The 21,628-nt window shown below is 45.1% G+C and carries 18 protein-coding genes and 1 tRNA gene; 12 read left to right on the top strand and 7 right to left on the bottom strand.

The genetic code is table 11. The features are described 5' to 3' along the window. Positions 1-670: glycoside hydrolase family 43 protein (locus BHV83_RS09190; RefSeq protein ID WP_286757428.1), on the bottom strand; the 670-nt coding region annotated here is incomplete at its 3' end. A gap of 132 nt (positions 671-802) precedes the next feature. Here BHV83_RS09190 and BHV83_RS09185 point away from each other — a divergent pair. Next, positions 803-1,351: a 30S ribosomal protein S16 gene (locus BHV83_RS09185; protein ID WP_046451473.1), complete on the top strand. Its 549-nt coding sequence runs from the start codon at positions 803-805 to the stop codon at positions 1,349-1,351. 165 nt (positions 1,352-1,516) lie between these two features. On the opposite strand, the gene trxA is transcribed toward BHV83_RS09185, so the two are convergent. After that, positions 1,517-1,990: a thioredoxin gene (gene trxA / locus BHV83_RS09180; protein WP_046451472.1), complete on the bottom strand. Its 474-nt coding sequence runs from the start codon at positions 1,988-1,990 to the stop codon at positions 1,517-1,519. Positions 1,991-2,176: 186 nt separating this feature from the next. Here trxA and BHV83_RS09175 point away from each other — a divergent pair. Together BHV83_RS09175 and BHV83_RS09170 are read left to right on the top strand one after the other, a co-directional pair. Continuing rightward, positions 2,177-2,261 (top strand) — tRNA-Ser (locus BHV83_RS09175). Between the two features lie 237 nt (positions 2,262-2,498). Beyond that, positions 2,499-3,680, top strand: a complete 1,182-nt coding sequence (locus tag BHV83_RS09170; protein WP_286757427.1) for a DUF418 domain-containing protein — start codon at positions 2,499-2,501, stop codon at positions 3,678-3,680. 47 nt (positions 3,681-3,727) lie between these two features. Here the strand turns inward: BHV83_RS09170 and msrB are convergent, their stop codons facing one another. Then, a complete protein-coding gene (gene msrB / locus BHV83_RS09165; RefSeq protein ID WP_005642530.1) occupies positions 3,728-4,687 on the bottom strand; it encodes a peptide-methionine (R)-S-oxide reductase MsrB in 960 nt (319 codons plus the stop codon). Positions 4,688-4,868: 181 nt separating this feature from the next. On the opposite strand from msrB, the gene BHV83_RS09160 reads away from it, so the two are divergent. The 5 genes from BHV83_RS09160 to BHV83_RS09140 all read left to right on the top strand — a co-directional run bounded on the left by BHV83_RS09160 (position 4,869) and on the right by BHV83_RS09140 (position 10,718). Next, positions 4,869-5,729 (top strand): pyridoxamine kinase, encoded by an 861-nt coding sequence (locus BHV83_RS09160; protein ID WP_005638914.1) that lies wholly within the window; start codon positions 4,869-4,871, stop codon positions 5,727-5,729. 48 nt (positions 5,730-5,777) lie between these two features. Further along, positions 5,778-6,716 carry a ketopantoate reductase family protein gene (locus BHV83_RS09155; RefSeq protein WP_286757426.1) on the top strand — a complete coding sequence of 313 codons (939 nt, stop codon included), beginning with the start codon at positions 5,778-5,780 and terminating at the stop codon, positions 6,714-6,716. A gap of 109 nt (positions 6,717-6,825) precedes the next feature. Beyond that, positions 6,826-7,686, top strand: coding sequence for an alpha/beta hydrolase (locus tag BHV83_RS09150; protein ID WP_122205905.1), 861 nt, complete (start codon positions 6,826-6,828; stop codon positions 7,684-7,686). Positions 7,687-7,795: 109 nt separating this feature from the next. Continuing rightward, on the top strand, positions 7,796-9,286 hold the full coding sequence (locus BHV83_RS09145; protein WP_286757425.1) for a 4Fe-4S binding protein: 1,491 nt from the start codon (positions 7,796-7,798) through the stop codon (positions 9,284-9,286). Positions 9,287-9,311: 25 nt separating this feature from the next. Beyond that, on the top strand, positions 9,312-10,718 hold the full coding sequence (locus BHV83_RS09140) for an aldo/keto reductase (RefSeq protein ID WP_122205912.1): 1,407 nt from the start codon (positions 9,312-9,314) through the stop codon (positions 10,716-10,718). 208 nt (positions 10,719-10,926) lie between these two features. On the opposite strand, the gene BHV83_RS09135 is transcribed toward BHV83_RS09140, so the two are convergent. Continuing rightward, a complete protein-coding gene (locus BHV83_RS09135; RefSeq protein WP_119216393.1) occupies positions 10,927-12,105 on the bottom strand; it encodes an MFS transporter in 1,179 nt (392 codons plus the stop codon). A gap of 122 nt (positions 12,106-12,227) precedes the next feature. Between BHV83_RS09135 and BHV83_RS09130 the strand changes: the two genes are divergently transcribed. Beyond that, positions 12,228-13,097 (top strand): AraC family transcriptional regulator, encoded by an 870-nt coding sequence (locus BHV83_RS09130; RefSeq protein ID WP_022322318.1) that lies wholly within the window; start codon positions 12,228-12,230, stop codon positions 13,095-13,097. A gap of 17 nt (positions 13,098-13,114) precedes the next feature. Further along, positions 13,115-13,786 (top strand): DUF2461 domain-containing protein, encoded by a 672-nt coding sequence (locus tag BHV83_RS09125; RefSeq protein ID WP_122206080.1) that lies wholly within the window; start codon positions 13,115-13,117, stop codon positions 13,784-13,786. A gap of 5 nt (positions 13,787-13,791) precedes the next feature. On the opposite strand, the gene BHV83_RS09120 is transcribed toward BHV83_RS09125, so the two are convergent. From BHV83_RS09120 to BHV83_RS09110, 3 genes are all read right to left on the bottom strand, one after another. Continuing rightward, positions 13,792-16,722: a PD-(D/E)XK nuclease family protein gene (locus tag BHV83_RS09120; RefSeq protein WP_122206074.1), complete on the bottom strand. Its 2,931-nt coding sequence runs from the start codon at positions 16,720-16,722 to the stop codon at positions 13,792-13,794. Between the two features lie 40 nt (positions 16,723-16,762). Next, positions 16,763-17,755 carry an L-glyceraldehyde 3-phosphate reductase gene (gene mgrA / locus BHV83_RS09115; protein ID WP_005638883.1) on the bottom strand — a complete coding sequence of 331 codons (993 nt, stop codon included), beginning with the start codon at positions 17,753-17,755 and terminating at the stop codon, positions 16,763-16,765. Between the two features lie 458 nt (positions 17,756-18,213). Beyond that, complete coding sequence (locus BHV83_RS09110; protein WP_005642513.1) at positions 18,214-19,167, bottom strand: NAD-dependent epimerase/dehydratase family protein; 954 nt, start codon at positions 19,165-19,167, stop codon at positions 18,214-18,216. Between the two features lie 240 nt (positions 19,168-19,407). Here BHV83_RS09110 and kbl point away from each other — a divergent pair, with 240 nt between their 5' ends. Next, positions 19,408-20,598: a glycine C-acetyltransferase gene (gene kbl, locus BHV83_RS09105; protein ID WP_005638878.1), complete on the top strand. Its 1,191-nt coding sequence runs from the start codon at positions 19,408-19,410 to the stop codon at positions 20,596-20,598. Positions 20,599-20,741: 143 nt separating this feature from the next. After that, positions 20,742-21,587 (top strand): histidinol-phosphatase, encoded by an 846-nt coding sequence (locus BHV83_RS09100; protein WP_005650269.1) that lies wholly within the window; start codon positions 20,742-20,744, stop codon positions 21,585-21,587. The last annotated feature ends 41 nt before the right edge of the window (positions 21,588-21,628 follow it).

Genomic DNA, 21,628 nt, shown 5'->3' with positions numbered 1-21,628 from the left:
AATCCTGACTTCTGAAGTCATTTGCGGAGTAGAACATATAATAAAGCCCGCCCTGCTTGACAATAGAAGGCCCTTCAACCACCTTTCCGAACACCAGCTCCCACGGTTCGGTAGCTTCAACACATTGCGTCAATGTTTCTTCTTTGATCTCTTTCAGATTATCTTTCAGCTCCGCACACCAAATCACATTACCGTTTGTAAAGCGAACAAAATAAAGATAGGCTTTCCCGTCCTCATCGAAAAAGACGGATGTATCGATTCCTTTTTCTTCTCGAATCGGCTTCTTTTCATCTTGCACAAATGGGCCCAAAGGAGAATCGGACGTGGCAACACAGACATGTTCCTCTACCGAATAGAACATATAAAACTTCTTATCCTCCTCCACATAGTAGACCTCCGGCGCCCAAAACCATTTATCCCCGTAAGAATCTTCTTTACTCAGTGCCAGGCGCGGAGAACGCTCCCACGATTTCATGTCTTTAGAACTGTACACCTCGAAACCGTCCGCACGGGATGTTCCATAGGCATAATAGGTATCATTGTAAAACAGGATATAAGGATCGGCAATCGGCAACACATCCGAAACCAGTTCTTTCTCTAAAGCAGTCATATTTACCGAAACAACACACAACAGCATCAATAGCATTTTCTTCAACGTATCCGTCTTCATATTTGATAATTGAGAATTTCACACGCCGACAAAGATAATCAATTATTTTCTTCTACAATATATTTGTTTTGTTTATGAAAATTCCTATCTTTGCACCCGCTAATACAAACAGCTTAAATTAATTATTCAAACATGGCAACAAAAATTAGATTGCAAAGACACGGTCGCAAAAGCTACGCTTTTTATCAGATCGTAGTCGCAGACAGCAGGGCTCCACGTGATGGAAAGTTTATTGAAAGGATAGGTTCTTATAATCCGAACACTAATCCTGCTACAGTAGATTTGAACTTCGAAAGAGCTTTGTATTGGTTACAGGTAGGTGCACAACCTACAGATACCACTCGTAACATTCTTTCCCGCGAAGGTGTTTGCTTGAAAAAACACTTATTGGAAGGTGTTAAGAAGGGTGCATTCGACGAAGCTACTGCTGAAACTAAGTTTCAGGCTTGGTTGAAAAACAAACAGGCTTCTGTTCAAGCAGTAAAGGACAAAGATAGCGAAGCTGCAAAAGCTGCCGCCATTGCTCGTCTGGAAGCTGAAAAAGAAGCAAATAAGGCAAAAGCTGAAATCGTAGCTAAAAAGAAAGCAGAATTGGCAGCCGCTGAAGCTGCTAAGCAAGCTGAAGAAGCAGCTGCTGCCGTTCCGGCAGAAGAAGCTCCTGCAGCAGAAAGCGCTGAATAATTCGAGCTTTGCCAAAATAAAAAAGAGGATATCTTTGCAGATATCCTCTTTTTTTATCGCCTTTATCTCTCCTCGCGAACATTCGCAGAAGTTAAAAACGCCCGATCCTACACGAGAATCGGGCGTTCCAAATCACAACATTTCCAACAGAAATATATCAAAACCTTATTTTTTCAGCAAGAAATTATCTATCTGCTCTACAAACTGTTCTTTTGATAAAGCTCCCTGGGCTATCTGTGGTTTACCCGTCTTGGGGATGAACAGCAACGTCGGGATACTCTGTATACCAAATGCCGAAGCCAGCTCTTTTTCATTATCTACATTTATCTTATAAATAACGATATCGTCCTTATACTGTGCAGCCAGTTCTTTCAGGATCGGAGATACTTTCTTGCAAGGACCGCACCAATCTGCATAAAAATCAATAATAGCAGGTTTGTTTCCTTCGTACACCCATTGAGTCTGATTCTTTTCGTAATTATATACTTTCGACAGGAAGTCCGCTTTATTCAAAACAATCACTTCCCCCTGCGCTGATGACACCTTTTCCGTTTCATTTTTTTCTGGTTTTGCAGACATGGAGCAACTGACCAAAATCAGCGCGACCACAACCATCAATAAACTTTTCAAACTTCTCATATAAAACTTATTACTATTTAATTATTATCACTTACAAAAGTAACAATAAAAAGACACAAACGTTTATTCTCAGTGGTTAAAAGAAAATGAATAGAGTGAAAAGAAAAAATATCCATCACCAAATTTGATTATTCGAAAATAATCACTACTTTTGCACTGCAATTAAAAAATACTTGCATACATATTGGAGAGATGGCAGAGTGGTCGATTGCGGCGGTCTTGAAAACCGTTGAACTGAGAGGTTCCGGGGGTTCGAATCCCTCTTTCTCCGCAGAATTTACTGGTCAGAAATGATCAGTAAACGGACAAAAAGCTACAAATAAATGATTTGTGGCTTTTTTTATTACCCAAAAGTCCAACTTCCAAGTGATGCAAAGGAATGCATTCTCACAATTTGTTACCCAATATCGCTTGAATACTGCTTGTGAACTTTTCCAATTTCAAAACATGGATGCTTTGAAATCAAAATTACCTATATTTGAACATTGAAACTTAATAAACAACTTATATGGAACTATCAGCAAGTAAAATCCCACGTATTGAAGTAGTCGATGCACTAAGAGGATTTGCCGTCATGGCAATTATTTTAGTGCATAATCTGGAACATTTTATCTTTCCAGTCTATCCAACAGAACAACCAGCATGGCTAGCCGTCTTAAACGACGGAGTGTTTAACGTCATTTTTTCCCTGTTTGCAGGAAAAGCTTATGCTATTTTCGCTCTTTTGTTCGGGTTTACATTCTATATCCAATGTCATAATCAGAAAAAGAAAGGAAAAGACTTCGGCTACCGCTTCTTATGGCGATTGGTTCTGTTGCTTGGCTTCGCAACCTTGAATGCCGCTTTTTTCCCGGCCGGAGACGTACTGTTGTTATTTACCGTAGTAGGTTTGGTTTTATTTCTGGTCCGCAAATGGAGTGACAAAGCGATCTTGATCACAGCTATTATATTATTAATCCAACCTATAGAATGGTATCACTACATCATGAGTCTGCTCAATCCTGCCCATGCTCTGCCGGATCTCGGCGTAGGCGCCATGTACAGTGAGGTCGCCGAATATACCAAAGCCGGAAATTTCCTGGACTTCATCTGGGGCAATATCACGTTAGGACAAAAAGCAAGTTTGTACTGGGCTATCGGAGCCGGACGTTTTCTGCAGACGGCAGGTCTATTCCTGTTGGGACTTTATATCGGCAGAAAAGAACTATTCGTTACAAGCGAAACACACCTGCGTTTTTGGGTAAAGATTCTTATTATTGCTGCAATCTGTTTCGCTCCCTTGTATTCCTTAAAAGAACAGATCATGGCAAGCGACAATGCCTTGATCAAGCAAACCGTAGGGACAGCTTTCGACATGTGGCAGAAATTTGCGTTTACATTCGTCCTCGTTTCCTCGTTTGTACTCTTATACCAGAAAGAATGCTTCAGGAAAGCTGTTTCAGCTCTGCGTTTTTACGGTAAGATGAGCCTGACAAATTATATCGCGCAATCAATCATGGGAGCGATCATCTATTTCCCGTTCGGACTATATTTAGCTCCTTATTGTGGCTATACAATAAGTTTACTAATCGGGTTCGCCCTCTTCCTGTTACAAGTTTCGTTCTGCAAATGGTGGCTGGCAAGCCACAAACAAGGTCCCTTGGAAAGCATATGGCATAAATGGACTTGGATGTTCTCGAACAATAAATAAAAAACATGAGGCAGTGGATACTGCCTCATCAATATATAAGCCTGATTTTATTTCTTCAGAAGAGGCAAATAATCCCCATAACCTTCTTCTTTCATCTTTTCTTTCGGGATAAACCGCAGTGAAGCGCTGTTTATACAATATCGTAGACCTCCTTTATCGGCAGGACCATCCGGAAAGACATGACCTAAATGAGCATTCCCCGTCTGGCTGCGTACTTCTGTCCGGGTCATTCCATGCGAAGTATCCGGTTTTTCGACAATCAGTTTCTTATCAATCGGTTTGGAAAAACTGGGCCAGCCACAGTCGGAATCAAACTTATCGGTAGATACGAAAAGCGGTTCACCAGTCGTAATATCGACATAGATTCCTTCCCTATGCTCATTCCAGTACTCATTGCGGAATGCAGGCTCCGTGGCATTTTTTTGCGTTACGGCATACTGTATGTCCGAAAGTTTATTCTTAAGAGTCACATCATCCGGCTTTGCATAAACAGGACGGGCATTAGCTTTCCGTGCCAATTCAAACAATTTCGGATTAATATGGCAATAACCGCCCACATTCTTATCCAAATAATCCTGATGGTATTCCTCCGCAGCATAAAAATTAACGAGTGGCATCACCTCGATGGCGATCGGCTTCGCATAGTCTTTTGCCAAATCCTTAATGGCAGCTTCAATCACCGGAGTATCGTCTTTATCGATATAATAAATGCCCGTACGATATTGTAAACCACTGTCCCCACCCTGACGGTTGACACTAGTCGGATCTATCGTCTGAAAGTACAAATCTAACAATAGATCCAAGTCGACCGTTCGCGGATCATAAACAACCTTAACTGTTTCCACTGCTCCGGTATTCCCCGTACACACCTCTTTATAGGTAGGATCAGGAACCTGACTGTTGGCATAACCAACTTCTGTTTTTTCCACGCCTCTGATCTGTTTCAAAAAATGTTCCGTTCCCCAGAAACAACCACCTGCCAGATATATTTCAGCCATGTTTCTCATATTCATATTTTCTTATTTCAATAAATTAAACTCTTTCATATCCCTGGTATTGCCTACCTCTGACTGACACATGCCAATAACAGTGCAATAATAGCAATATTTCTCATAGCCTATCTATTTCTCAAATAACAAATCGGAAATATTTTTTGTTGTTATAGAAAAATAAAGTCATAACATATAAATGGAAAATAAAGATTATCAAAAACGTGTGGCTGCCATACATGACTTGTCCGGATTCGGAAAATGCTCTCTAACTGTTGCTTTGCCTATCCTTTCCGCCGCCGGAATAGAAGCGTGTGCCATGCCGACCGCCATATTATCGACTCATACAGGAGGAATCAGCGGATACACTTACCGCGACCTGACAAGCGACATGCGGGCTTTTATGCAGCACTGGAAGTCGCTCGATATACAATTCGATGCGACCTACAGCGGTTTCTTAGGTTCATTCGAACAACTGGACCTCGTCAAAGAGTTTTTCGAACTATTCAGATCAAAAAACAATCTGATCCTGGTAGATCCGGTAATGGCGGACAACGGAGAACTATATCGCATATTCCAGCCTGAGTTTGCGACAGGCATGAGATCCTTATGCAGGAAGGCAGACATCATCGTCCCTAACCTGACCGAAGCTGCTTTATTACTGGAAGAAAGCTACCATCCCGGTCCCTATACGCAGGCCTATATCGAAAAAATCTTAAAAAAACTAAGCAAGCTCGGACCGAAAAAGATCGTACTGACCGGTGTATACTTTGAAGAAAAGAAATTGGGAGCTGCGACCTACGACCAAAGGAAAGATTCGACAGACTACCTGTTTTCCGAAAGGATACCAGGAAGTTATCACGGAACAGGAGATGTTTTTGCGAGCGCCCTGTTATCCGGCCTGCTGAATAACTTCAGCTTAAGCGAATCAGCACAAATAGCCGTAAACTTCACAGCCGACAGTATACGCCGGACATATAATGTAAAAACGGACTACCGCTTTGGTGTTAATTTTGAACAATGTATCCCCGACTTTCTAAAAGAACTCAAACTGATATAGTTTTTCCAATTTTATTTTTCATCTTTGTAAAAATAACAAGACAAGAACATGAATAAAACTAAAATAGCGATTTCCGGTATAGGAGCTGTAGGCGGCTACTACGGAGGACTATTAGCTGCCCGTTACAAAGACTCTGAAGATATTGACATCTATTTCATTTCCCGGGGTGAAAACCTGGAAGAGATACGTAAGAACGGCATCGAAGTCAAAAATACATTCCTGACGATCAAAGCAAAACCAACCCTCGCAACCGACAATCCTGCTGAAATAGGACCAGTCGATTACCTGTTTTGCTGTACCAAAAGCTACGACTTGGAGGAGAATATAGTTCAGCTGACTCCGATCATCGGCCCTAATACGGTTATCATTCCCCTGCTGAACGGAGCGGATATAGCAGAACGCATACAAAAGCTATTACCGAACAATGAGGTTTGGAAAGGATGCGTTTACATCGGTTCCCGCTTGGTCAGACCGGGAAGAGTGGAAAAGTTCACCATAAAGGACCGGATGTTCTTCGGAAGTAAACAAGGAAACAAGAAACGACAGAAAGACTTACAGGATATATTGGCCAACGCCCGTATCCTTACCACAATACCGGATGACATTGACTTGGAAATCTGGAAGAAATTCTTCATGATCTCGACCGCCGCCACTATCACCTCCTATTTCAATGAAACGATTGGCGAAGTGGTAAATAACCATATCGATCTGTTCATCACGTTAGGTTATGAACTCAAAAGCGTGGCAGAAGCCAAAGGGATCCGTCTGCCGGACGGTCAAGTATTCTCCGCCATCGACGCCCAGAGGATCATGCCTAACAACTCCACAACCTCCATGCACAGTGATTTTCAAAAAGGCAATCGCACCGAAGTGGAAACATTGACAGGCTATGTCGTACGAACTGCCCAAGAATTGGGAATCGAAGTTCCGACCTATCAATTCATGTACAAAGGGTTGACCGAATTTCCCTATCCGGTGGCGGATTAATTTCCCAATAAGGGAAAGAGAGTATGTCGAAACCTAATGGGTTTTCCGGCAAGCTCTCTTCTCTTATTCTTACTCTGTCCAGACAAACAAATCTAATTATTAATAGTATATGAAAAACAAATTTTATCTCTATTGTATCCTGTGCTTTCTATTCAACGTTGCAGGATATTCGCAAAGTACAGTTTTCGAATCGCTCTCTTTCGAAAGTAACAAATTAGGTAGGAAAGTCTCCTACTCCATCTACCTGCCTTCCGACTACAACACCTCGAAAAGGAATTATCCGGTCCTCTACCTCTTGCATGGTTACACGGACAATGAAACCAACTGGATACAGATGGGACAAATGAAAACGATTGCCGACCGTGCCATCGCAAACGAGGAAGCCGTGCCGATGATAATCGTCATGCCGGACGCATGGGACACTTGGTATATCAACCAGTATGACGGAAAAGTACCTTACGAAGACATGTTTTTTGAAGAACTTATCCCCTATATGGAAAAAACATACCGGATTCGCAGTGACAAAGAAAGCCGGGCAATTGCCGGATTGTCGATGGGTGGCTACGGATCATTCCTGTACAGCTTGCATCATCCGGACATGTTCTGCGCATGTGCTCCGTTGAGTGCCGCCGTTTTCGACGACACAGTCATGGAGGCAAGAAAAAACAAATCGCACAAGGATTTATTCAACCGCCTGTTCGGGCCGGGAGACGAACACTGGAAGCAAAACAATGTCTTGAAGATCCTTTCCGACTGGAATCAAAACAATTTGCCCAAAATTCGTTATTACATTGATTGCGGTGATGACGACGGCCTGCTGGACGGAAACATGCAGGTGCACCAGATCATGAGGCAGAAAGGGATCAGGCATGAATTCCGAGTGCGCGACGGCGGCCATAGCTGGACCTATTGGCGGACGGCTTTGCCGGAAGTCCTGAAGTTTGTCAGCCAGACTTTTTGCCGAAGTTGACAAAACCGTAATATTGGTATATCAATCTGTAATTCGTATAAGTTGTAAATCATTTCCTTTCACTATTTTTGCGACATAAAATAACAGACTATCTAAAAAAGAGCTTATTATGTTGCGAACAATCAGACTTACAACTGCATTTATCTGTTTTACGCTTGTCACCCTGCTGTTTCTCGATTTCACGGGGACGTTGCATACATGGTTCGGGTGGCTGGCGAAAATACAGTTCCTGCCGGCGGTATTGGCACTCAACCTCGGCGTGGTGCTGTTGCTCATTGCATTGACCTGGATTTTCGGTCGGGTTTACTGCTCTGTAATCTGCCCTCTCGGTATATTCCAGGATGTCGTTTCATGGCTGGCGGGGAAACGGAAGAAAAATCGTTTCCGGTATTCCCCCGCCTTGTCCTGGCTAAGATACGGGGTGATGGTGATCTTTATCCTTGCCATGATCAGCGGGTTAGGGGCATGGGCGGCCTTGATCGCACCCTACAGCGCTTACGGGCGCATCGCCTCCAACTTATTCGTACCCCTCTGGCAATGGGGGAACAACTTTCTGGCCTACTTGGCGGAACGGGCGGGCAGTTATGCTTTCTACGAGACGGAAGTCTGGCTACGAAGCCTCCCGACCTTTATCATTGCCACAGTTACCTTCATTATACTGATCATACTTGCCTGGCGGAATGGGCGAACCTATTGCAACACGATCTGCCCAGTAGGAACGTTTTTGGGATTGATCTCCCGTTTTTCCGTTTTCAAACCGGTTATCGATACGTCCAAATGCAATGGTTGCGGCTTGTGTGCCCGTAATTGCAAAGCAGCCTGTATCAATGCGAAAGTACACGAGATCGACTATAGCCGCTGTGTCGATTGCATGGACTGCATAGACAAATGCCGACAAGGGGCCATCCGATATACACGCAGAAAAACAAACAAGGCTGAAACACAGACCAACCAACCGGTCGTAGACAAGCCCGATCGTCGCAAGTTCTTTACCGTATCGGCATTACTTGCCACTTCTGCCGCATTGAAAGCCCAAGAAAAAGTACAACTCCCGGACAAGAAAGTCGACGGCGGACTGGCCATCATCGAAGATAAAAAGAAACCGGACCGGACAACCCCGATCACCCCTCCGGGTTCGCTGAGCGCTGCCAATTTCTCCCAGCATTGCACCGCGTGCCAGCTTTGTGTATCGGTTTGTACGAACCATGTGCTGCGTCCTTCGGGGAACCTTCAAACATTTATGCAGCCAGAAGTATCGTACGAGCGAGGATACTGTCGTCCCGAATGCGTCAAATGTTCGGAAGTTTGCCCGACCGGAGCGATCCGTCCAATCACGAAAGCAGACAAAACGGCCATCCAGATCGGACATGCCGTACTGATTCAGGAAAATTGCATCGTCAACCGGGATGGTGTCACTTGCGGCAACTGTGCCCGCCATTGCCCTACCCAGGCGATCTTGATGGTGGCAAAAGACCCGAACGACCCGGATTCGCTAAACGAGGAAAAATGCATCGGCTGCGGAGCCTGTGAAAACCTGTGCCCGTCGCGTCCGTTCAGCGCCATATATGTGGAAGGACACGAACAACACCGGAATATTTGATCAAGAAATAAAAGAATCATCATATATGAAAAAAGACAATCATCAAGCGATAAACCGTCGCGATTTCCTGAAGATTGTAGGAATCAGCACGGCAACTACCGCCCCGTTGCTCTCCGGGTGCAGTTCGGACAGCGGGATGGCCTCAGGTTCGGGAAGCTCCACCCCTATTCCCACGGACCGAATGACATACCGCACGACGCCGTCCACAAAAGACAAAGTTTCCATCCTCGGTTATGGATGCATGCGTCTGCCGACTATTGCCAAAAACAGCGCAAGAGACAGCGACGACGAAATCGACCAGGAGATGGTCAACCGGCTGACTGACTATGCCATCGAGCACGGTGTGAACTACTTCGACACCTCGCCCGCCTACTGCAAAGGACGTTCGGAACATGCTATGGGGATCGCCCTCAGCCGCTATCCACGTGACAAATATTACATCGCCACCAAACTTTCGAACTTCTCTCCCGACACATGGAGCCGCGAAGCCTCTATCGCGATGTATAACAATTCGCTCAAGGAGCTGCAAGTCGATTATCTCGATTATATGCTGCTCCACGGGATCGGCATGGGTGGTATGGAAGCCTATGAAAACCGGTATATCAAGAACGGCATACTCGACTTCCTGCTCGAAGAACGCAAGGCAGGACGTATCCGAAACTTAGGTTTCTCCTATCACGGAGATATAGAGGTGTTCGATTATTTGCTTTCGAAACACGACGAATATCAATGGGATTTCGTCCAGATCCAGTTGAATTACCTGGACTGGAAACATGCCAAAGAGATCAACCCGCGAAACACCGATGCGGAATATCTGTACGGGGAATTACAGAAACGGGGGATTCCCGCCATCATCATGGAGCCACTCCTCGGAGGACGGCTTTCGAACGTGCACGACCATATCGTCGCCCGCCTGAAGCAACGCGAACCGGGACGGAGCGTCGCCTCCTGGGCTTTCCGGTTTGCCGGCTCGTTTCCCGGCGTACTCACCGTGCTGAGCGGCATGACTTACATGGAGCACCTGCAAGACAACCTCCGCACCTACTGCCCGTTGCAACCGTTGACGGAAGAGGAAAACCGTTTCTTGTTCGACACCGCCGACTTGATGATGCAGTATCCGACCATCCCATGTAACGACTGCAAATACTGTATGCCTTGTCCTTACGGTATCGATATTCCGGGAATTTTGCTTCATTATAATAAATGTGTGAACGAGGGGAATGTCCCGCAGAGCGGACAGGATGAAAACTACCGCAAAGCCCGTCGGGCTTATCTGATCGGGTACGACCGCAGCGTCCCGAAACTCCGCCAGGCGGATCATTGCACCAGTTGCAATCAATGCAATCCGCACTGTCCGCAGGGAATCGATATTCCGAAAGAACTACAGCGAATCGATCGTTTCGTCGAACAACTGAAACAAGAGACATTATAAATCCAAACAGCCGTCCCGATTTCGGACGGCTGTTTTTTATCTCCAAAAACACCGTCCCGATTTCGGACGGCTGTTTTTTAGGACGGCTGTTTTTTATCTCCAAAAACACCGTCCCGATTTCGGACGGCTGTTTTTTATCTCCAAAAACACCGTCCCGATTTCGGACGGCTGTTTCTATGTCCAAAAACACCGTCTTGATCCTCGGAAATTATATTCCCCCCTTTAAAAGTAATTTCCTCTGAGGTTTAAACACCATATAGTTGAATACCAGAAACACCGTAGTTCCTAACAGGGCAAAAAACGAACCGATCAATGCCGTACTTTCCAGCCCTGCCCCATGTTCGATCGACAATCCTCCAAAATAAGCCCCCACGGCATTCCCCAAATTAAAAGCAAGCTGGACCATCGCCCCGCCCATCATCTCTCCGCCAGGAGAATATTGAAGCAACAACAATTGCTGTGGAGAAGAAACTGCAAACAGGCAACCAGTACAAACGCACATCAGCAAAGCGGACAAAAAGCCGTACGAAGCAAAAAAATAAATCAGCAGAAGTGATGCAAACATCAGAAACTGCATGGACATCGCTACGATACCAGGTGTAAAACGATCAGACAAATGCCCTCCCAAATAGTTACCGACACACATGCTCGCACCCGCCAGCAACATCAATACAGGCATTGTCCCGACACTGAAACCGGACACCTCCGTCATTAACGGATTGACATAGCTATACCAGCAAAAAGCTCCCCCGTTTCCTAACATGGTAGCAGCAATCAGCATCCATGGTTCCGGCCTTCTCAAAAAACGAAACTGCCCTTTCAGATTCGTCGCCGGCAGGGCGGGCAAAACAGGAACCCACCTCCGGATAAACCAAATCGTTATGCCGCCCCACAACGCTGCAATCACAAAAACCAAACGCCAGGACAGAAAGTGCCCCAGGAAATTCCCGGCCGGGACACCGAACAAATTGGCAATCGTCATCCCCATTATCATAATAGCTACAGCAGAAGTGCTTTTCCCTTTCTCCGCCAAACGGCTGGCAACAATCGAACCGACTCCGAAATAAGCCCCATGCGGCAACCCCGATACAAACCGGGCACACAACCCCATCCAATAATCGGCCGACAGAGCCATAAGCAGATTCCCGGCAACAAAAAGCCCAACCAAAGCAAGCAAGATCGTACGTAACGGCCAACTCCTGGCCACCACCACTACCAACGGCGCTCCCACACATACACCCAACGCATAAGCCGAAATAAGATGCCCGGCTTCGGATAAGGAAATATCAAATCCTGCCGCCACATCCGGCAAGATACTCATCATAATAAACTCTGCAATCCCCAGCCCAAATGTGCCAAAAGACAATGCATACAAACCTTTCTTCATAACCTATTCAATCTTTCTGTTTTTCCGGCCGCAAAGAAACAACAAAATTATTAAGTGTAATTGTCGCAGATTATGCAATTATTGTCTAATTTTACTGTGTTTTATCAGAAAGTTCATCCGACATGCACGAGAAACTAAAATTCGAACAAATCAAAAAAGATAGTTGTGCCTCATTACGCTACGATTATTCCAGCTTGTACCCGAAAGACGAAATGCCTCTTCATTTTCATCCCGAAATAGAAATATGTTATGTTGTGAAAGGTTCAGGCTACCGGATGATAGGCGACTTTCTGGAGCCGTTCGAGGAGGGAGAAGTCGTACTGGTCCCGACCAACCAACCACATTGTTGGATGTATAACCCCGAAAGCTGCGAGCCTGATGGAAAACGGAGATGCATAGTTGTGCAATTCAATCCCGACTTGCTACAAACCGGCCTGTCTTTTTTTACCGAATGGGAATATGCTGCTCACCGGTTATCGGCAATCCAGCAAGGCATCCTTCTGACAGGCGAAACAGCCGGAAAGATCAAATCCTGCTTAGAAGAAATGAACCTCCTGAATGCAAGCGAAAGGATGCTGATGTTGATCCGCATCCTGCAACAAATCGGAACCACAACCGATTTAATCCCTATCGGTTTGCAGGAAACGGTATTCAACGGCATTACCAAAAACATGCAACGCATGCAACTGATCTTCAAATACGTCATCGAGCATTACAAGGAGAAAATAACTCTTTCGGACGCCGCAAACGTAATCAGCATGAGCACAACGGCGTTCTGCTCGTTTTTCAAACGTGAAACAGGCAAAACGTTTACAAACTTCATCAACGAATACCGGATAGAGGCCGTTGGCACTTTACTCCGCAACTTTCCGGATAAGGACATTAACGAAATAGCCTGGCAATGCGGCTTCACCGACATTCCCTACTTCAATCGTTATTTCAAAAAGATGAAACAGATGACTCCGAAACAATGGAGATACAAAATACAATAAAAAAAGAATATCCTAATATGAATGCAGAAATTATCCGATTCTTAGACGATTTACGACGAAACAATAATACCGTTTGGTTCCATGAAAATAGAGAACGATATGACAAACTTCGCTGTGCTTTTATCAACGAAGTACAAGAGTTAATCGAACGAATCAGCGTATTTGATCCTGATATACGGGGATTGGATGCCCGGAAATGTCTGTTCCGTATTAATCGCGACATCCGCTTCAGCCTCGACAAGTCGCCTTACAAGACTTATATGTCAGCCTGTATTGCTCAAGGAGGACGTCATAGTATCCGGGGAGCTTACTACTTTCATCTTGAACCGGAATACTGCGTACTGTCTGGCGGTATCTGGTATCCCAAACCGGAAATATTGAAAGTCCTTCGACGTGAAATATACAACAACATAGATGAATTTGTTTCCATCATCGAAGAGCCTTCCTTCAAAGCTCTGTACCCGTCACTCGAAGGGGACATGCTAAAACGTATCCCGGCAGGTTTCCCCTCCGATTCTCCTTACGGTCATATATTAAGGCACAAAGACTTCAGCGTTATAGGTATTAAGCCCGACAGGTTTTTCAGCCAGCCGGACTGGATGGAAGAAACCATCGATTGTTTTCGAAAGCTTCTTCCATTCAACCGCTTCCTGAATGAAATTGTGGATGAATATATGGGAAATCTGTAAAAACACTATTTTCCGCAAATATCCTTAAACGGACAATACATGCAGGCTTTGCCGTTCGGGGTTTGCACGAATGGAGTTTCTGTGTCGAAGATTTCATCCAAGCAATTTCGCAGGTTGTCTTCAAAATCCGTGCGATAGTTGGCGAAGTCCAAAACCTGTTCTGTTTTGAACCGGTCTGTACGATGGTAAATTCCAGGATCGAAAGAGGAAGAAAAGAGGGTCCTCATATAATAGATACCCGGCTGAATAGCTGTTGAAAGCTGAACTGACCTGTTATACATCCATGCATACATAAAGACCTGCATAACCGCTTTGGAACGATCCGTATCTGCTTTGTCGAAAAGAGCTTCTACAGAGGTAAACTGCGTCGTCCCGCTCCCACTCTTATAGTCAATAATGCGGACGACATCGCGTACTTCGTCTATACGGTCGATAAATCCTTTCAACTGGATATTGCTTTTATCCGTCAATGGGAAAAGGCATTTTATCTTCTTTTCCGATTCGATATAACGGAAAGGAGTCTGTTTTGCGTCACGTTCCAGCACTTTCTCCACATATTTGCGAATCATCTCGCCGATCAGGAAGTTCTGTCCGGTGAGTGGACGAACAATGTCCGTTTTAAAGAAAATTTCGGCAAAGGCACGGGCAACTGCTCCCGTCAACATAGGCGTATCTTTTCGGATCGCTTTCAGCAGATCAGCCGTCACCATCTTTCCACAGAATGGCTGATACAATTCTTCCATCACCTTATGCAGGATACTTCCAAAAACATTACTTTCGATCGTCTCGCTTACCTCCTCTTCTTCACGTATTCCCTCGACAACGGAGAAATAGAATTTAAGTGGACAATCCAGATAGGTATTGACTGCACTCGCCGATATCGCTCGCGTCCCGCCACTCCGGAAATCAGCCAGACGGTTCATGACTTCCTCCGTCTTAGCTACCTGCAAGGCAGGAGTCTTGGAAGAAGAGACATTGTAAACAACCAACTTATTCTGTATCGGCTCCTCATAATGATAATGCAACTGATGCACGAAACGGCTAACCTCGCCTGTCTGCAATCCGTTGCTTCTTGTATCATAAAGCAGACTGACATGGCTGGCACGATAAATCAAACGATAGAAATGATACGCCCAAACACTGTCCTGATGTTCGTATGTCGGCAAACCGAATCCACGACGAAGATTATAAGGAATAAATGAATTAGCCGCTTTCCTCAACGGGAAAATTCCTTCATTCATCGAAAGGATAATCAACCGGTCAAAGTCAAGCGCACGAGTCTCCAAAACACCCATGATCTGCAAACCGGAAAGAGGTTCACCTTGGAAAGGAATCGTAATTGTGTCCGTCACACGTTTCAACAAACGGAAATAGGTGTCGATTTTCATTTCTACATTCGCCTCCCGCATGACTTCCTTCATCCGGTTAACCGTAGCGAAATAATGGAAGATAAACTCCTGTTCGATGTCGTTAATAGTTGAAAGTTGAGAGTTGAAAGTTGAAAGTGGCTCCGCGTCACTATTTACACTTTCAACTTTCAACTTTCCACCTTCAACTGCTTTATTCAGTTCCTGCAACACGTTAATCAAATAATCGGAGAAAGTTTCCACCGCAGTCACCGGAGTAAAGAGGATGGACAACAATGGCGTCTTATTCAGATCGTCATACGATATGTAAATCTTGTTGTTTTCTGAAATATCTTTTACCAGATTAGAAACCATTTCCGGAGAAGTAGTCGAGATATACCGATGGTTCAGGATTGGCAAGACATCCCGGAAATAGAACACCGGCCTCCGGTCCACATAACGAATATTCTTTTGCAAAGCCAGAATATATTCCATCAAAGATGCGACCGGTGTACCGGCCAACGGATATCCCATCGTCACATTGATCCGTTTGATCTGTTCGGGAATAGCATTCAGAACCGGAATCAACAAATGTTCATCCGGCAGAATCACAGCCGTCCGCAACGCTTCTTCCGCACTCATTTCGTCTTCCTTGCAAAGCTCGTTCAGAATGCTGCACACTTGCTTTGCCTGTCCGATTCCGGAAGGGATGCCGATCACCTCGATCTTCTTTTTGTCGTCATCTTCATTGTCAATAGTCAATTGTCCATTTTCAATTAATTGCGACGGGAATTGCCGCAAATTGCGCTCCACGAAGTAAGAGGCTTTATTATCCGGGTCCGTCACTTTCGGAGAGGCGTAATCCCAGTAAAAATCAGCTATTCCCCGTTTTTGCAACCCGGAAAGGAAACGTTCTTCAGCCACCGAGAGGGCATTCAGTCCGACAAATACAACCTTTGTATAGGGAAGGTCGCAACATTCGTCTTTCTCCATCTGTTCGACAACTTCCCGGAAAATCATACCTTCATATCCTTTGCCTTCGGTGGCAAGCGCTTCCCGCAAATCGGTATATAGGGCATATAAAATCTGCCAGACCGCCAGAAATTGTTCCTGGTTGGGCGTATCTCCTTTCGGATAAAAAGAAGACCAAAAGGTCCGGATAGCCGCAATTTGTTCAGGGCTCAGAAAACTAAAATCATTCTCTATCTCACGCAGGTCCGTCACATTGGTGAAGAGCATACGGGCATCTGCCATATATTTATCGATATCGTCAAAATCATTCAGCAGCATTTCCCCCCAATACAAGAACTCGTCGAACGTTTCGGAAGAACCGCTATGTCTCAAATAAATATCATATAGTTTAAACAGCATGCTGATCCGATCGGCAGCCTGCTTTCCGCTCAACTGTACAAACAGATCATTGATCGTCAGGATCGTCGGCGAGAAAAGAGGCTTCTCAGATACTTCCGACAAGTATTTCTGGAAGAACAGCCCGGTACGGCGATTCGGGAAAACAAAGGCCAGACGGCTCACTTCCGCCCCGTATTCAGAATAAAAAAGGGATGCAACCTGATATAAGAATGGTTTCATTAATTGTTTGGATTAATAAATGATGATTTATCAGTGTATATTACTGTAATATATTTTCTATCATTTGTATTTCTTCCGCTGAAAAGGCTGTATTTTGTAACGCCTTCAGGTTATCTATCAACTGTGCAACCGAACTGGCTCCCACCAGGACGCTCGTCACCCGGTCGTCTTTCAACAGCCAGGCAATCGCCATTTCCGCTAACGTCTGTCCGCGTTGTTTGGCAAGGTCATTCAGTTGTCTTACTTTATTTATTTTTTCTTCCGTCACCTGTTCACGTTGAAGATGGCCTGTAGATTTGGCCGCACGCGAATTATCGGGAATACCGTTCAGATACTTATCCGTCAACATGCCCTGTGCCAATGGCGAGAAGGCGATCATCCCTACTCCTTCCTGCTTCAACAGAGGCAACAAGTCCGGTTCGATCCTGCGATCCAGCATCGAATAACGCGCTTGATGGATCAAGCAAGGCACACGATGTTCTTTCAATACGGCAAGTGCTTTTTCCGTCTGTCCGGCAGTGTAATTCGATATCCCGACATACAGGGCTTTTCCCTGGCGGACGATATCAGCCAATGCTCCCATCGTTTCTTCGATCGGCGTCTGTGGGTCCGGACGATGCGAATAGAAAATATCCACATATTCTAATCCCATCCGCTTCAAACTCTGGTCAAGGCTTGCCATCAGATACTTGCGACTTCCCCAGTTGCCATACGGACCAGGCCACATGTCATATCCGGCTTTTGTGGAAATAACAAGTTCATCCCGATATTGCCCCAGACCTTTCTTCAGGATACGGCCGAAATTTTCCTCTGCCGATCCATACACAGGACCGTAATTATTGGCAAGATCAAAATGTGTAATCCCATTGTCGAAAGCGGCATACGCAATCTGAATAAAGTTACTGAACACATCTACACTGCCGAAATTATGCCACAATCCCAAAGAGATGACCGGCAATAGCAATCCGCTCCGCCCACAACGCCTATAAGCCATATCGGCATACCGGTTGTCATTTGCTTTGTACATTTCCATATAAAGATATTTTTATTACAATGAATCTTTTCTGATATACAAATATAATCAAGAATACGAAAAGAACGGGCAATTCGGATAAAATGATCGCTTCTCGGAGGAAACAACATCAACCGGGTATAAATAAAAAAAGGCTATCCTCACGGACAGCCAATCTTCATTGTTAACCTTAAATCTAATACCATGAAAAACACAGTGCAAATATAGAGAGTTTATGTTATGCAGCATAATATTTCCACAAAAAAAAGCTTTCTCTTAACCTGATTTAACCATTTCATGTTTTACAACATAATTTTTCATACACTTTTGACTTAGTCATTCCCTGCACAAGCAACAGACACATTATGATTGAAACAGCCTACAATACTAGATAAAAACGATCCAAACAAAAAAGCGACTGCCCGCACCGGGCAGTCGCCTCTTTCCTACCGCTCTGTTAATGATCGGAAAATTAATTCTTACTTATTGAAACGTTCTTTCAATTTAGCCAACATATCCTGAGTCATGGAATCCAGATCATATTCCGGTTTCCAGCCCCATTCCTCACGGGCACACGTGTCATCCAAAGAGTTAGGCCATGATTCTGCGATAGCCTGACGTAACGGATCCACATCATATTCCATCTGGAAGTCAGGAACATACTTTTTGATGTTGTTGTAGATAATTTCAGGATCAAAGCTCATGGATGCAATGTTGAAAGAGTTACGATGAACGAACTTCGTCGAATCGGCTTCCATAATTTCAATAGCTGCACGCAGACCGTCCGGCATATACATCATATCCATGAATGTACCCTGCTTGATCGGACATACGAACTTCTCACCTTTAGCAGCCGAATAATAGATATCAACTGCGTAGTCGGTCGTACCACCACCCGGAGGTGTTACATAGGAGATAAGTCCCGGAAAACGTACGGAACGGGTGTCGACGCCGAAACGGATGTTGTAGTAGTCACTCAACAACTCGCCTGAAACTTTCGTAACACCGTACATAGTACGCGGGTTACGGATCGTATCCTGCGGAGTCTTGTCTTTCGGCGTGTTATTGCCAAACACACCGATTGAACTCGGAGTGAATACAGCACAATGCATTTCACGCGCAACTTCCAATACGTTAAACAAACCGCCCATACCGATTTTCCAGGCAAGCTGCGGTTTTGCTTCTGCAACGGCTGACAGCAGTGCAGCCAAGTTATAAATCGTATCTACCTTATATTTGGACACAGTCTCAGCAATCTGCTGTTCGTTTGTAATGTCGACAATTGCAGAAGGTCCTGATTCCAGCAGTTCGCCTTTAGGCTCCTGTCCGGGGATGTAACCTGCTACAATGTTTCCACCGTAGATACCTCTCAACTTCATGGTTAACTCTGATCCAATCTGACCGGTAGAACCAATTACTAATACATTCTTCATTGCGTTTGATGTTCTTTTAAGTTTTTTCGATGGCAAAGGTATAGAGAATAAAAACATTCCGGTATGAATTTCTTGTATTTTTTAGCCTATATATTCAAAAAAAATATGACCTTTGCCGCATCGGCAGACAAATCAGAGACAAAGAAAAAAATGGTTTCAAGAATAATATTTTGCCACTTGTCTGCGATAATAGAGATATAATTGTCAACTTAATTAAAAATACTAACAAAAAACAAAGTTATGTACGGTAAACTGAAAGATTTCCTTACTCAGGAATTGGCAAACATCAAAGCTGCCGGATTGTATAAGAACGAGCGTATCATCACCACTCCTCAAAGAGCCGACATCAAAGTAAACGCAGGAAGCGACGTTTTGAACTTCTGCGCAAACAACTATCTGGGCCTGTCTGACAACCAACGTCTGATCAAGGCTGCCAAAGAAGCTATGGACACACACGGATACGGCATGTCATCCGTACGTTTCATCTGTGGGACACAGGATCTGCACAAACAACTGGAAGCCGCTATCTCCGACTATTTCAAGACCGAAGATACGATCCTGTACGCTGCATGTTTCGATGCCAACGGCGGTCTGTTCGAACCGTTGTTCACTGAAGAGGATGCGATCATCTCCGATGCTTTAAACCATGCCTCCATTATCGACGGCGTACGTCTTTGCAAGGCAAAACGCTACCGTTATGCCAATGCAGACATGGCCGACCTGGAACGTTGCCTGCAAGAAGCCCAGGCACAACGTCACCGCATCATCGCAACAGACGGTGTGTTCTCTATGGACGGAAACGTGGCCCCGATGGACAAAATCTGCGAACTGGCAGAAAAATACGACGCATTGGTAATGGTTGACGAATCCCACTCTGCCGGTGTAGTAGGCCCGACAGGACACGGTGTGGCTGAACAATATAATGTATACGGAAGAGTCGATATCTTCACAGGTACGTTAGGTAAAGCATTCGGTGGCGCCATGGGCGGATTCACAACCGGAAAGAAAGAGATCATCGACATGCTGCGTCAGCGCTCCCGTCCTTATCTGTTCTCTAACTCTGTCGCTCCCGCTATCGTAGGCGCCAGCCTGGAAATGTTCAAGATGCTGAAAGAAAGCGATGCTTTGCATACGAAACTGATGAACAACGTCAGCTACTTCCGTGAAAAGATGTTAGCAGCCGGTTTCGACATCAAGCCGACTCAGTCCGCAATCTGCGCCGTTATGCTGTATGATGCTAAATTATCCCAGGATTTCGCAGCCAAGATGCAGGAAGAAGGCATTTATGTTACCGGCTTCTACTACCCGGTAGTGCCGAAAGGCCAGGCCCGCATCCGCGTACAGTTGTCCGCAGGCCACGAAACGGAACATCTGGATAAAGCAATCGCTGCATTTATCAAAGTTGGAAAAGAACTGAACGTAATAAAATAAAACATACGATTTTTCATTATTCACGTGTTTTTCAAGGCTTGATTCTGCCGCTAACCCTTAGGCAGCAATCAAGCCTTTTTTTATCAAACAGGTTGTCTTTCGGGATAAAAAAATTATCTTTGCCCTTTTACAAGTAAAAATTTATGCAACTCAGTAACTACCATAGCCATTGTACATTCTGTGACGGTCGGAGCACGCCGGAAGACTTCATTAAATTCGCTGTTGCGCACGGGTTCCGCGCCTACGGTTTTTCATCCCATTCACCACTGCCGTTCGAAACATTCTGGAACATGTCTAAAGACGACATGCCCGAATACCTGACAGAAATAGAACGACTGAAAAAGAAATACAGTGACCGGTTGGAAATATACGTAGGACTGGAAATCGATTTCTTAGACGAGAGCTACAACGCGTCCATCCCCTACTTCCGCAATCTGCCGCTCGATTACCGTATCGGTTCCATCCACTTTCTTCCGATCGCACAGCCGCTTGCGGAAGAGAATATGGTGTGTATCGACGGTCCTTTCCGGGAATACCAGAAGTCTGTCGACGCCTACTACGACGGAGATATCCGCAAGCTGGTCGCCCACTATTTCAGTTCCACACGGCGAATGATCGAGGCAGGCGGAATCGACATCGTCGGGCACATGGACAAGATATACATGAACGGGCACAAATGCGAAGGCTTCGACCTACAAGCGGACTGGTATCAAAAACCGTTCAACGACTGTCTGCACCTGATCGCCGAAAAGGGACTGATGGTCGAAGTCAACACGAAAAACCTCGTGAAGAAACAGGAGGTCTACCCGCATACCGACTATCTGCACCGCTTACGTGAGCTGGATATTCCGGTGATGGTAAACTCAGACTGCCACTATCCCGACCTGGTGAACGACGGACGTGCGGAAGCATTCGAACTGCTGAAAAAGGCCGGGTTCAAATCCACCCGCGAACTGATCGGCGGACAGTGGCAGGATGTGGCGATCTGACGCATTTGTAACGCTATTGTAATACGTATTTCATTTCATCG

The organism is Parabacteroides sp. merdae-related_45_40 (assembly GCF_001915675.1).
Note: the sequence above shows the minus strand (reverse complement) of the source record. Positions and strands in the feature narration are given on the sequence as shown.